Here is a 12831-nt window from a genome sequence, read left to right as displayed (position 1 = left end):
TTTTTCAGATATTGATTTAAGCAACACCAATGGATTGTCGCTTATAAGTTTATTACCGGTAACTTAATTGCTCTTTGTATAGCACTTATATTGCTATCTATGCCTAAAAATCAAACATTTGAATCAGCAAGCATTCTTTGTTAATAGCTTTCAGGTTATAGTTCTTAAATATTAATAAAAATAATTGGTACAGTATTTGCTGTATTGACGCTAGACGTCAAAGATCGGACTCAGGGTGAATGGAACTTAAAGCAAGTCTAGGCCAATTAAAACAGATAAAGCCTGCACATTTAAAAGGTATTGGTACACCGTTATTAGTCTTAGCCGCTCTGGCTATGATTATTTTACCTATGCCAGCGTTCCTGCTCGATATTCTATTCACCTTCAATATCGCACTGGCACTCGTGGTGCTTCTGGTTGCCATTTATAGTGACCGCCCACTTGATTTCGCCGCTTTCCCAACGGTATTGCTGGTTGCCACTTTACTCAGACTTGCCCTAAACGTTGCCTCAACTCGTGTGGTACTGCTTGAAGGTCACAACGGTGGCGATGCTGCTGGTAAAGTGATTGAGGCGTTCGGCTCCGTGGTGATCGGCGGCAACTACGCCGTGGGTCTAGTAGTGTTTTTAATCCTCATTATTATCAACTTTGCTGTAGTGACCAAAGGTGCTGGGCGTATTTCTGAGGTAAGTGCTCGCTTCACCCTTGACGCTATGCCTGGCAAGCAGATGGCAATCGATGCCGACTTAAATGCTGGGCTGTTAACTCAAGATCAAGCCAGAGACCGCCGCGCCGAAGTGACTCGCGAAGCCGATTTTTATGGTGCTATGGATGGTGCGTCAAAGTTTGTGAAAGGCGACGCGATTGCCGGTATTTTAATTCTGGTTATCAATATAGTTGGCGGATTTATTATTGGTATCGCTCAGCATGACTTATCTTTTTCTTCTGCCGTTGAAATTTATACCCTACTAACGATTGGTGACGGCCTAGTGGCGCAGATCCCGGGTCTTCTACTCTCTATTGCTGCGGCCTTGATGGTGACGCGTCAAAATGAATCTGGCGATATGGGCGAGATGGTAATGGGGCAAATGTTTGACAGTCCCAAGGCGCTAGCCATTGCTTCGGCAGTGATGTTAGTGATGGGGGTTGTTCCTGGCATGCCACATTTGGTGTTCTTGTCATGCGCTGCAATATCGGGCGCAGCGGCTTACTTTATTAAGAAAAAGAAAGACACAGACAGAGAGCGTGCTGTAGAACTTGCAAAGAGCGGACCTGCAGAGCCTCGCGATGCTCAGCCTAAAGAGTTGAGTTGGGACGATGTGCAACATGTCGACACCATCGGCCTAGAAGTGGGTTATCGTTTAATTCCACTGGTTGATAAAGGACAAGGCGGCGAACTCCTGGGCCGAATTAAAGGGGTGCGTAAGAAGCTGTCACAGGAGTTAGGCTTTTTGGTGCCAGCGGTGCATATTCGTGACAACTTAGATTTATCCCCCAATGCTTACCGGATCTCATTGATGGGGGTAAGTTCTGGGGAAGCAGAAATTCGTCATGACTGTGAGCTGGCGATTAACCCCGGCCAAGTTTATGGCAAGCTTGATGGTATCGAAACCAAAGATCCTGCTTTTGGTTTAGATGCGGTTTGGATCGCCCCTGAAATGCGTGAGCACGCACAGACCTTAGGTTACACCGTCGTAGATGCTTCTACAGTAGTGGCTACTCACATCAGTCAGTTGCTGACCAATAATGCTGCCAAGCTACTTGGCTATGAAGAAGTACAGCAGTTACTTGAGATGTTAGGCAAGCATTCGCCTAAGTTAGTCGATGGCTTTATTCCCGATGTGATGCCGCTGGGTACCGTTGTGAAGGTGATGCAGAACCTGCTTAATGAAGGCGTGTCTATTCGTGACATGAAGACCATAGTACAAACTTTACTTGAGTATGGAACCAAGAGTAGTGACACCGAGGTGTTAACGGCTGCCGTACGTATCGCGTTAAAACGTATGATAGTGCAAGAGATCAGTGGACCTGAGCTTGAAATCCCTGTCATTACTTTGGCGCCAGAGTTGGAACAAATGTTGCATCAGTCTATGCAGGCGACGGGAGGAGATGGTCCGAATATCGAACCAAGCCTTGCAGAACGCATGCAGAAGTCATTAGTGGACGCCACACAGCGTCAAGAAATGGTGGGGCAACCTGCAATTTTGCTGACATCTGGTATGTTACGTTCAACCTTATCGCGATTCGTTAAGCATACGATCCCTAATTTACGGGTGATTTCATATCAGGAAGTCCCCGACGAGAAGCAGATACGCATCGTCTCGGCAGTGGGTCAGTAGAGGTCGAATAATTGAAGATTAAAAGATTTTTAGCAAAAGATATGCGCTCGGCCTTAGCTCAAGTTAAAGAAACCTTGGGGTCTGATGCTGTGATCATGTCTAACAAGAAAGTGACTGGTGGCATTGAGATTGTTGCTGCGGTTGACTATGACGATCCTAAGCCAAAGATTGCCGAGGCCAAGCCGTCGGCAGCCATGTTCACCGATCTTGCTGAAGAGAGGGTGACCTTAGGCGCTCCGTCAGGTGCTAGGGGGCCGAATCTACGGACTGAAAGCCGAGCAAACCCGACGCCAGCACCTGATTCACTGCAAGCGTTACTTGAGCGTCAGCAGAGCAGAATTAGTCAGCATAACCAGCCGCGAAGTAATGACGAGTTGGATATGCCTGAATGGGCCAAAGGATTGCAGGCACAAGTGAAAAAGTCGGAGCCAGTTAAGGCAGAGTTTACGCCCAACCGCGCTCCAGACAGTTTCAACGGCCAAAAGCAAAACAACAGTGCAGAAATTGACGCGATGAAACAAGAATTAGCGTCAATTCGTAATTTATTGACGCATCAAGTAAGTAGCTTGATGGTCGAGCAGAAAAACCGTATCGACCCTGTGGGTGCTATGCTTGAAAGCAAATTGCTGGATGCAGAGTTTTCACCTGCGATTGCCAAGAAGTTATCTAGCCTTAGTGAGCATTACTCGCCAGCAGAATTAGTCGCCTCTTTGCCACGCAGTTTAGCTAATATGTTAGATAACCAAGGTGATGATATTGTACGCCAGGGTGGTGTAGTAGCATTTGTTGGGCCAACGGGTGTCGGTAAAACAACGACTGTGGCTAAATTAGCTGCGCGTTTTGCGGCTTATCATGGCTCAGATCAAGTTGCTCTCATTACAACGGACCATTATCGCATTGGAGCCTTTGAGCAATTAGCAACTTATGGCAAGATAATGGGATGCCCTGTCAAACAGGCTCATGATTTTAATGAGTTAGAACAAATACTCTACCAGTTCAGGAACCGTAAATTGGTCCTAATCGACACGGCAGGTATGGGGCAAAGAGATCAGCGTTTATTCCAGCAACTCGATAGCTTAGCTGCAAATAGCAGATTACCCATACGCAGTTATCTGGTAATGTCAGCAACGGGGCAGCGCCGAGTATTAGAAGATGCTGTAAAACAGTTTACACGTATTCCACTTTCGGGTGCGGTACTGACAAAATTAGATGAATCAATTTCTTTAGCGCCAGCGTTAAGCGTCTTGATTCAAAGTGGGTTGCCTTTAAGTTATGTAACTGACGGACAAAGAGTTCCTGAAGATATGCAGGTGGCAGATACATTATCATTAGCCAATCGCGCATTAACAGCATTAGATAACAACCCCATAGAACCATTACATAATAGCGAAGGGTCGCAAGAAATGACCTATGCATTTGAGTGAAGCCATGACTCCGGATCAAGCAAGCGGTTTACGTATGATGAATCAGCCAAATAATGAAAAAGTAAAAGTAATCGCCGTATCAGGTGGTAAAGGTGGCGTTGGTAAAACCAGCGTATCAATTAATACTGCTGTTGCGTTAGCCGAAAAGGGTAAACGTGTATTGGTATTGGACGCCGATTTAGGTCTAGCGAACGTCGATGTGATGTTAGGTTTACGCGCTGAGCGAAATTTATCTCATGTTTTGTCGGGAGAGGCCGAATTAGATGATGTGATCCTTCGAGGACCGAAAGGTATTGGTATTATTCCAGCCACTTCAGGTACTCAAGCTATGGTTGAACTGACTCAGGCTCAGCATGCAGGTCTTATACGTGCGTTTAGCGAAATGAGAACCCAATTTGATATCTTGATTGTCGATACGGCAGCAGGTATATCAGATATGGTTCTGAGCTTTTCTCGTGCGTCACAAGACGTGCTAATTGTGGTATGTGATGAGCCTACCTCAATTACCGACGCTTATGCGTTGATTAAGATCTTGAGTCGTGAACACGGCGTATTCCGCTTTAAGATTGTGGCTAATATGGTACGTAGTTTACGTGAAGGTATGGAGCTGTTTGCCAAGTTAAGCAGGGTAACAGATAGATTCCTCGATGTTGCACTAGAGCTGGTTGCCACTGTGCCATTTGATGAGAATTTACGTAAATCGGTACGTAAGCAAAAGTTGATTGTTGAGGCATTTCCTAAATCGCCTGCAGCAATAGCTTACCAGGGGTTAGCGAATAAGATCATGAGTTGGCCTGTGCCGTCTCAACCTGGTGGGCATTTAGAGTTTTTCGTTGAACGTTTAGTTCAGCGCCCTGATTATCAAGAGGATAAATCGGGTGAATAAAGCGGCTGCGTATACTCGTTTTGATAATAAGACGTCTATCGTTGAACAGTATGCACCGCTTGTAAAAAGAATAGCCCATCATCTTTTGGCTCGTTTACCTGCATCAGTCCAGTTAGATGACTTGTTGCAGGCCGGCATGATGGGGCTACTCGAAGCGTCATCAAATTTTGATGGTAGTAAGGGCGCCAAGTTCGAAACCTTTGCCGGTATTCGGATTAGGGGCTCTATGTTAGATGAAATTAGGCGAGGTGACTGGGTACCGCGTTCGGTACACCGTAATCAACGCCGTGTGGCTCAGGTCATAGATGAACTAGAGCAAGAGTTAGGTCGTGATGCTCGTGATGGCGAAATCGCCGAGCGACTCGAGGTTTCACTCGATGAATACCATGCCATTTTAAACGACGTATCAGTCGGCAAAGTTGTTGGTATAGAAGATTTAGGCGTAGCTGTTGATGGAATAAATCCAGATGACGGCCACGAAGACGATGCTTATGAATCACTCGCTGAAGTCGAGTTTCATTCAGCGCTCGTCGCAGCGATTAAGCTATTACCAGAAAGAGATGCGCTGGTCTTGTCGCTTTACTACGATGAAGCATTAAATTTAAAAGAGATTGGGGCCATTCTTGAGGTCAGTGAGTCTAGAGTTAGCCAGATCCATAGTCAGGCGATGCTCAGACTCAAGGGCAAGCTCAAACACTGGACGCAAGAATAATTATTATCATTGATAGCACTTTACACGCGCATATATAGCGCGCTCCGCGGAGGAAACCTTGGACAAGAATATGAAGATTCTTGTTGTTGATGACTTTTCAACAATGAGACGTATCATTAAGAACTTGTTACGCGACTTGGGATTTAATAACACCCAGGAAGCTGATGACGGCTCTACAGCTCTACCTATGTTACAAAAAGGCGATTTTGATTTCGTTGTAACCGACTGGAACATGCCAGGGATGCAAGGGATCGATCTATTAAAGGCTATTCGTGCCGACGATAACCTCAAGCACCTACCAGTGTTGATGGTCACAGCTGAAGCTAAGCGTGAGCAGATCATTACCGCAGCACAAGCTGGCGTAAACGGTTATGTAGTTAAGCCATTTACTGCCGCCACCCTTAAAGAAAAGCTAGATAAAATTTTTGAAAGACTCGGCTAAGCAGGGATGAGCTATGCAGCAACAATCGTCAAGCCTGATTACTCTAGAGCAAGCAGAGAGTCTAGTCGTACTACTCAGTCAGGGTCAGCAAGAAAAAGCGGATGAATTAGTTAGGGAGATCGCCGCGCCAATTCAAAAAGATCTTTTTGATGAAGTGGGTCGCTTAACCCGTCAACTTCATAGTGCTATTGCAGATTTTCAATTCGACAGTCGTCTTATTGAATTAGCCAACACTGAAATCCCTGATGCAAAAGAACGTTTGACTTATGTTATTGATATGACAGAGCAAGCGGCAAATAAAACCATGGACGCGGTGGAAGAGTGCTTACCTCTTGCTAGTGAACTCAATGACAATATTCAAGCAATAAAGCCCGCATGGGACAAGCTAATGCGTCGTGAGTTGCCACTGACAGAATTTAAAGCCTTATGCCATGATATTCATCAGTTTGTGGAAAGAAGTGAATCGGATGCAAGCCGAGTAAAAGAACTTCTAAATCAAATTTTATTGGCGCAAGACTTTCAAGACTTAACTGGACAGATGATCCGCCGAGTTATTGATCTCGTCAAAGAAGTCGAGAATAGCTTAGTGTCTATGTTGACAGTATTTGGTGAGCAGCCTATTGAAACTGCTGACTATAAGCCAAAGCTAAATGTTGAAGCTGAAGGTCCTATTATGAACGCAGAGCACCGCCATGACGTGGTGACGGGTCAAGATGAAGTTGACGATCTGCTTTCGAGTTTAGGTTTTTAAGGGAGTCAAAGAATGTCCTTTGATGTTGATGAAGAGATACTGCAGGACTTTTTGATCGAAGCCGGTGAGATACTAGAGCTTCTACAAGAGCAACTCGTCTCGTTAGAGAATAACCCGGACGATACCGAACTGCTAAATGCGATTTTTAGAGGTTTTCATACGGTTAAAGGTGGCGCAGGCTTCTTAGGTTTATCTCCAATGGTAGATGTTTGCCATGAAGCAGAAAACACCTTCGATCTATTGCGTACTGGCAAGCGTGAAGTTTCTGCTAATTTGATGGATGTCATTTTACAAGCGGTCGACTCAATCAACTCAATGTTCGCTGAAACACAAGCTGGGCAGACTCAATCTCCCGCTGAGCCTACATTATTAGCTCAGCTTAAAACCTTAAGCGCTGGCGAATTACTGCCATCAGAAGTGGCACAAACTGTCAGTCCTGCAATTGTTGAAGAGCCTACTGTCAGCATTCAAGAACCTATTATTGAACAAGCTGCAGCGCAAGCGCCTCAAGTAATAGAGCAGAGCGCTACAACTACAAGTGCAACTACCGGTAGCATTGATGATATCGATGATATCGAATTTGAAGCCTTACTCGATGCACTGCATGGTTCGGGCAACGGGCCAGGCAAGCCTGCAGAGTCCACAGTCTCTCTCTCACAGGGCTCACAAGCTGCATCTGGTGATATTACCGATGATGAGTTTGAGTCTTTACTCGATGAGTTACATGGCTCGGGTCAATTTAAAACTCAGTCGGCAGCTCCTGCTGCTATTGAGCAGAGTGGCTCACAAGTCGATTCTGATGAAATAACTGATGACGAGTTTGAACGTCTGCTGGATGAGTTGCATGGTTCAGGCACAGGTCCTGGGAAATCAGCTAAGGTTAACGAGGTCAGCGAAGCCGTTACTGAGCAGCCAGCAGTTAATCAATCTCAAGCTGTAGTGCAAGCAATAACAACAGCACAGCAAGTGCCTGCTGTTAAAGCTGAGCTTAAACCTCAACCACAGCCTAAACAAGATATAAAACCACCGGCTAAAGTAGCGCCTCAAGCTGAAACCACAGTTAGGGTAGATACCTCAAGACTTGATCAAATTATGAATATGGTCGGTGAGCTGGTATTAGTGCGCAACCGTTTACTGAGTTTAGGTGTAGCACGCGAAGATGAAGATATGTCAAAAGCTTTGGCAAATCTTGACTTAGTGACCGCCGATCTTCAAGGCGCTGTGATGAAAACTCGCATGCAGCCAATTAAGAAGGTTTTCGGTCGATTCCCTCGCGTGGTTCGTGATTTAGCCCGTAGTTTAAACAAAGAAATTGACTTAGTCATGATCGGTGAAGATACCGATCTAGATAAAAATCTGGTCGAAGCGCTAGCAGATCCTCTGGTTCACTTAGTGAGGAACTCCGTCGATCATGGTATTGAAATGCCAGATGCGCGTGAAGCGAATGGTAAGACGCGCACGGGCACAATTACTCTATCAGCTAGTCAAGAAGGCGACCATATTCTACTTAAGATTGAAGATGATGGCGCTGGTATGGATCCAGATAAACTTAAAGGGATCGCAATCAGTCGAGGCGTTCTCGATGAAGATGCGGCCGCTCGTATGAGCGATGAAGAAGCTTATAACCTTATTTTTGCGCCAGGCTTCTCAACCAAAGTTGAAATATCCGATATTTCAGGCCGCGGCGTAGGTATGGATGTAGTAAAAACCCGTATTACTCAGCTAAACGGTTCGGTTCATATAGGCTCACAACTGGGCAAGGGCACGCGTCTTGAGATTAAGGTGCCGTTGACCTTAGCAATTATGCCTACTTTGATGGTTGAAGTTGCTGAGCAAGTATTTGCTCTGCCGCTGTCGAGTGTTAATGAAATTTTCCACTTAGACTTGACCAAAACGAACGTGGTTGATGGCCAATTGACGGTGATTGTCCGTGATAAAGCGGTACCATTATTCTATTTAGAGCAGTGGTTATCTCGCAAGCAGTTAAGCTTTAAGCATGGTGATAAGCAGCACGGACACGTTGTTATCGTTCAATTAGGCACGATGCAGATTGGCTTTGTGGTGGATTCACTGATAGGCCAAGAAGAGGTGGTCATTAAGCCGCTAGGTACATTGCTTCATGGTACACCAGGCATGGCAGGCGCCACCATTACTTCTGATGGCGGTATTGCACTGATTTTAGATGTACCAGGGCTACTCAAGCATTACGCCCGTAAGAGGAGCTAACTCAGGTTAGCATGGGGAATAACAGGCATTGCTTTGTTATTCCCTTTTTTACATACAGTATTGGGCGGCCAGTGGTGCGGTATAGGGATTTAAATGGGCATTAAAGTTTTAGTCGTAGATGATTCGAGTTTTTTTAGACGACGTGTTAGTGAAATAGTAAATCAAGACTCTGAGCTAGAGGTGGTGGGAACGGCCTGTAATGGTGCTGAGGCTGTTAAGATGGCAGCAGAGCTTAACCCAAATGTGATCACCATGGACATAGAGATGCCAGTCATGGACGGGATCACCGCGGTTAAAGAGATCATGGCGAGTAAGCCTATTCCAATTTTAATGTTTTCATCACTGACACACGATGGGGCTAAAGCAACGTTAGAAGCTTTGGATGCAGGCGCTTTGGATTTTTTGCCTAAACGTTTTGAAGACATTGCAACCAATAAAGATGATGCGATAGCCCTGTTACAGCAGCGCATTCGGGCATTGGGCCGACGCCGCTTATTTAGGCCCATAACTCGCACATTGACGAGTAACGATAGAGCGCTTTCGGCCAATGAAAGAGTTCAGGCTGCTAGCGATAGAACTCGGCCTATTTCGAGTTTTTCTCGTACAGCCGTTAATGCACCTGCAACAAGTGTTCATGCGCTAACAACCACCGATAAGCCCGCAAGTCGTTCTAATCTTGTAACCCGTAGTAGCGGTAAAAAATACAAGGCGCTATTAATCGGTACTTCGACAGGCGGACCCGTTGCACTGCAAAAGGTTCTGACTCAGTTTCCAGCTAACTACCCACATCCTATTTTACTTATACAGCATATGCCTGCTGCCTTTACGCCAACGTTTGCAGCAAGGCTTAATGGCTTGTGTAAAATAGAGGTAAAGGAGGCTGTGAGTGGCGATCAGCTAAGGCCGGGTTGTGCATACCTAGCGCCTGGCGGCATGCAGATGATGCTAGAACGAGGCGGAGCTTTTGGCAGAATTAAGATCATTGCTGGCAAGGCTGATATGAACTACAAGCCTTGTGTCGATATTACTTTTGCCTCAGCTTCGAAAGTGATTGGTGGCGATGTGTTAGCCGTAGTACTTACGGGCATGGGCGCCGATGGCCGTGAAGGTGCAAGAATGCTTAAGGGTATTGGTGCGAACATTTGGGCTCAAGATGAGGCCAGCTGCGTGGTTTACGGTATGCCGCAAGCTGTTACGGCAGCGGGTATTGCAACTAAATCGATAGCGTTAGAGCATATGGCTGAGTCGATAATAAAAGAAACCGTTAATGGCTAAGGCGCTTTTGAAACAGAGCAGCATTTTGCAACGGGGCGAGATCAATACTCTGTCATTGCTATTAATGTTTTTGCTGAGTATTGCATCCTTTACATTCGGCTCGCTTTATTTTGAAGCTAAGCATAAAAATAAACTGTTATCTAGCGAAGTACAAAAGCTTAAGAATAGCCAAGTATTGCTCATGGTGCCGGATGAACAAGCTGAAGTGATGGCGAATTGGATGGCTGAAAATCCGGATTTTGTTAGTTCTTTTGTCGATAAGGCTAAGCAAGGCGAATCCACCGTTTTGCCTATCGGTCCGGGAGCGCAGCAGTCTTCAAGCCAGAGTGTTAGCTCTAAATCGAGCGGTTTAGCAGATGATGAACAGCAAAAACAAAGCGTCACTCAGCAAAAGCCAGTAAAACCTGTTTCAGAGAAAGAACAAGAACAAGAAAAAAGTTCAAATGGCGTGATAGCTAAAACAGAGCAGAAACACACCGCAGCCATATTGTCAGAGCTTGATAGAGACGCAGTGTTAACCGTTACTGATGAAGAGCGCAGTAATGCTGCAAAAATGAAGGATAGCGCTTTTAATAGTACACGAGTAGTCAAGCAAGCTGTCATGCTGAACGAGTCGCCAGATGGGGTAAAGCTTATCAGTTTACCTCATGGTGGGATCAGGGTAACAACTAGAGAGCTTGAAAAGTAATTATGCTTCTAGCTCATTTGTGAACGCGTATATCATTGAGTATGTAAGATTATTAGTCTAGCCCCGTGATTAATATTGAACCGATTAACATTGAACCGATTAACATTGAGTCGATTAATATTGAATCGATAGCAGTTTGAGTTTAAGTCGCACTTTATTAGCTTAATTAACCTTAAGGGTACTTCTTGAAGATCTGGACCATAGCAAACCAAAAAGGCGGAGTGGGTAAAACAACAACTGTTGCGAGCCTTGCTGGTGCGTTTGTAAAACGTGGCCAAAGAGTATTAATGATTGATACCGATCCTCACGCTTCCCTTGGCTATTACCTAGGTATAGACAGCGAGCAATTGCCTTGCTCCCTGTACGATCTATTTTTAGCCCACAAAAACCTAACTCGCGAGACAGTACAAACCCATATCGTACCGACGAATGTGCAAGGATTGGATCTGATGCCATCCACTATGGCTTTGGCGACTTTAGATCGCAGCCTAGGTCACGAAGAGGGAATGGGGCTTATCTTAAAAAGAGCCTTAAAACTTATCGAAGGGCAGTACGATATCGTGCTGATTGATTGCCCTCCGGTATTGGGTGTATTGATGGTCAACGCACTCGCCGCAAGTGAGCACATTATTGTACCTGTTCAAACAGAGTTTCTGGCTATAAAAGGGCTGGATCGTATGGTAAAAACCATGCTGTTGATGGGACGTTCAAAAAAAATGAAATACAGTTATACCATAGTGCCAACCATGTTTGATAAACGCACACGCGCGGCTTCGGCCGCTTTGTTGCAACTGAATGAAGATTATATTGATGAGCTATGGCAGGACGTGATCCCTGTTGATACCAAATTTAGAGATGCTAGTTTGAGCCATTTACCCGCTTCCCATTATGCTCCAAATAGCCGTGGGGTTAAGGCTTACAATCGCTTGCTGGATTATTTACTCGCGAAGGATCTATCTCATGTCAAAATCGGTTGATGATGCGGTATGTGATTATTTTTCGCTGCTGTTAAATGAGCCCGCAGCAAATAAGGCAGAAAATGACTCGCGACAAGAGCCTCAATTAGCAGAAACGTTAGATGTCGACTCAGACTTTAGTCGTCAGGCTCTTGAGTTACTGTTTACGCGAGCTAATCAGGCTGAAAGTCAGCAAGCTACACAGACGCTAACTGATGCAGTAAGTGTTTGTGCACAGCCTGTGATTGCAGAAGTGAGTAATCCTGTTGCGGCTGAAGTTGCAGCGCAGGTTGAACTAGTAAAAAACCAGGATGAAGCTCAGTTAAAAGCTCTGGAAGAAATTAAAACACAAGCGCTGCAAGATAAAGGCACACAGCTAAAAACTTCGACTCTAGCAGCTTCAGATGTTGCTCCTGCTTTTCAAGCGAGCGCTGAAGTAATAAGCGTAGCGTCTGAGCAAGAGATGTTAGTGTCGACTGAAACATTATTAGAGCAGCTTGATGATGAGTTCCAAGTACTTTTTTTCAATGTGGCAGGCTTAACGCTTGCAGTGCCTTTAGTTAGCCTTGGCGGAATTGTTAGCTTAGACAAGGTCACCAGGCTCATGGGGCGCCCCGATTGGTATATGGGGGTACAGCAGTATCGAGAGACCCAACTTAATGTCGTTGATACTTGCGCTTGGGTAATGCCTGAAAAGTACGATGAGCAGCTAGCTCAGAGTGTGAGTTATCAATATGTTGTTGTACTAAAAGATAGTGCCTGGGGCCTAGGTTGTGAGTCGTTAGTCGATACGATTACAATTAAAAAATCTGAAATTAATTGGCGCAGCCAAGCTGGTAAGCGTCCATGGTTGGCTGGTGTAGTAAAAGAGCAGATGTGCGGCATTTTAAATGTTGATGCCTTGGTTCAAATGTTGGGCTCGGGCTTAGGCTGCCAAGATGCGCTTTTGTAGCGGAATGATTTAGCTGCCGATGCATACCAAGCGCCAAGCTCATTGGGTTAAAAGCGACTAAGTAGTGCCATACACCATGCTGAGTAATGATATTAGCTAGCAGTTATGACTAGGCGAACTAGATTGTGATTAATAGCAACCATAGCTAATAGGTTTATTTATTAATGGATAAATATGGTC

The 12831-nt window shown here is 45.2% G+C and carries 11 protein-coding genes; all 11 read left to right on the top strand.

Features of this window, described 5'->3' with window-relative positions; genetic code table 11:
* The first annotated feature begins 239 nt into the window (after positions 1 to 239).
* The gene (flhA, locus tag K5Q73_RS15105; protein WP_220760161.1) at positions 240 to 2339 is read left to right on the top strand and encodes a flagellar biosynthesis protein FlhA; all 2100 of its coding nucleotides are present in this window, start codon (positions 240 to 242) and stop codon (positions 2337 to 2339) included.
* An 11-nt stretch (positions 2340 to 2350) separates the two neighbouring features.
* On the top strand, positions 2351 to 3763 hold the full coding sequence (gene flhF / locus K5Q73_RS15100; protein ID WP_220760163.1) for a flagellar biosynthesis protein FlhF: 1413 nt from the start codon (positions 2351 to 2353) through the stop codon (positions 3761 to 3763).
* A 4-nt stretch (positions 3764 to 3767) separates the two neighbouring features.
* Positions 3768 to 4649, top strand: coding sequence for a MinD/ParA family protein (locus K5Q73_RS15095; RefSeq protein WP_259650724.1), 882 nt, complete (start codon positions 3768 to 3770; stop codon positions 4647 to 4649).
* Complete coding sequence (locus tag K5Q73_RS15090) at positions 4642 to 5361, top strand: RNA polymerase sigma factor FliA (RefSeq protein WP_220760165.1); 720 nt, start codon at positions 4642 to 4644, stop codon at positions 5359 to 5361. Before K5Q73_RS15095 ends, K5Q73_RS15090 begins: the two co-directional genes overlap by 8 nt.
* A gap of 58 nt (positions 5362 to 5419) precedes the next feature.
* On the top strand, positions 5420 to 5803 hold the full coding sequence (gene cheY, locus K5Q73_RS15085) for a chemotaxis response regulator CheY (RefSeq protein WP_220760167.1): 384 nt from the start codon (positions 5420 to 5422) through the stop codon (positions 5801 to 5803).
* Between the two features lie 13 nt (positions 5804 to 5816).
* Positions 5817 to 6554 carry a protein phosphatase CheZ gene (locus K5Q73_RS15080; RefSeq protein WP_220760169.1) on the top strand — a complete coding sequence of 246 codons (738 nt, stop codon included), beginning with the start codon at positions 5817 to 5819 and terminating at the stop codon, positions 6552 to 6554.
* Positions 6555 to 6566: 12 nt separating this feature from the next.
* Positions 6567 to 8780 (top strand): chemotaxis protein CheA, encoded by a 2214-nt coding sequence (locus K5Q73_RS15075; protein WP_220760171.1) that lies wholly within the window; start codon positions 6567 to 6569, stop codon positions 8778 to 8780.
* A gap of 93 nt (positions 8781 to 8873) precedes the next feature.
* On the top strand, positions 8874 to 10055 hold the full coding sequence (locus K5Q73_RS15070; RefSeq protein WP_220760173.1) for a chemotaxis response regulator protein-glutamate methylesterase: 1182 nt from the start codon (positions 8874 to 8876) through the stop codon (positions 10053 to 10055).
* Positions 10048 to 10743 carry a hypothetical protein gene (locus tag K5Q73_RS15065; RefSeq protein ID WP_220760175.1) on the top strand — a complete coding sequence of 232 codons (696 nt, stop codon included), beginning with the start codon at positions 10048 to 10050 and terminating at the stop codon, positions 10741 to 10743. Before K5Q73_RS15070 ends, K5Q73_RS15065 begins: the two co-directional genes overlap by 8 nt.
* A gap of 185 nt (positions 10744 to 10928) precedes the next feature.
* Positions 10929 to 11720, top strand: coding sequence for a ParA family protein (locus K5Q73_RS15060; RefSeq protein WP_220760177.1), 792 nt, complete (start codon positions 10929 to 10931; stop codon positions 11718 to 11720).
* Complete coding sequence (locus tag K5Q73_RS15055) at positions 11704 to 12651, top strand: chemotaxis protein CheW (protein WP_220760179.1); 948 nt, start codon at positions 11704 to 11706, stop codon at positions 12649 to 12651. The genes K5Q73_RS15060 and K5Q73_RS15055 overlap by 17 nt, the downstream gene beginning before the upstream one ends.
* Positions 12652 to 12831: the final 180 nt, after the last annotated feature.

Source organism: Shewanella sp. MBTL60-112-B2 (assembly GCF_019655055.1).
GTDB lineage: Bacteria > Pseudomonadota > Gammaproteobacteria > Enterobacterales > Shewanellaceae > Shewanella.
This window is presented reverse-complemented; position numbering and strand designations above follow the sequence as displayed.

Excerpts from the sequence above, each read along its gene's own strand:
- K5Q73_RS15080 (WP_220760169.1), top strand. The coding sequence starts at position 5,817 with ATGCAGCAACAATCGTCAAGCCTGATTACTCTAGAGCAAGCAGAGAGT.
- flhA (WP_220760161.1), top strand. The coding sequence starts at position 240 with ATGGAACTTAAAGCAAGTCTAGGCCAATTAAAACAGATAAAGCCTGCA.
- K5Q73_RS15055 (WP_220760179.1), top strand. The coding sequence starts at position 11,704 with ATGTCAAAATCGGTTGATGATGCGGTATGTGATTATTTTTCGCTGCTG.
- K5Q73_RS15095 (WP_259650724.1), top strand. The coding sequence starts at position 3,768 with ATGACTCCGGATCAAGCAAGCGGTTTACGTATGATGAATCAGCCAAAT.
- K5Q73_RS15070 (WP_220760173.1), top strand. The coding sequence starts at position 8,874 with ATGGGCATTAAAGTTTTAGTCGTAGATGATTCGAGTTTTTTTAGACGA.
- K5Q73_RS15065 (WP_220760175.1), top strand. The coding sequence starts at position 10,048 with ATGGCTAAGGCGCTTTTGAAACAGAGCAGCATTTTGCAACGGGGCGAG.
- K5Q73_RS15075 (WP_220760171.1), top strand. The coding sequence starts at position 6,567 with ATGTCCTTTGATGTTGATGAAGAGATACTGCAGGACTTTTTGATCGAA.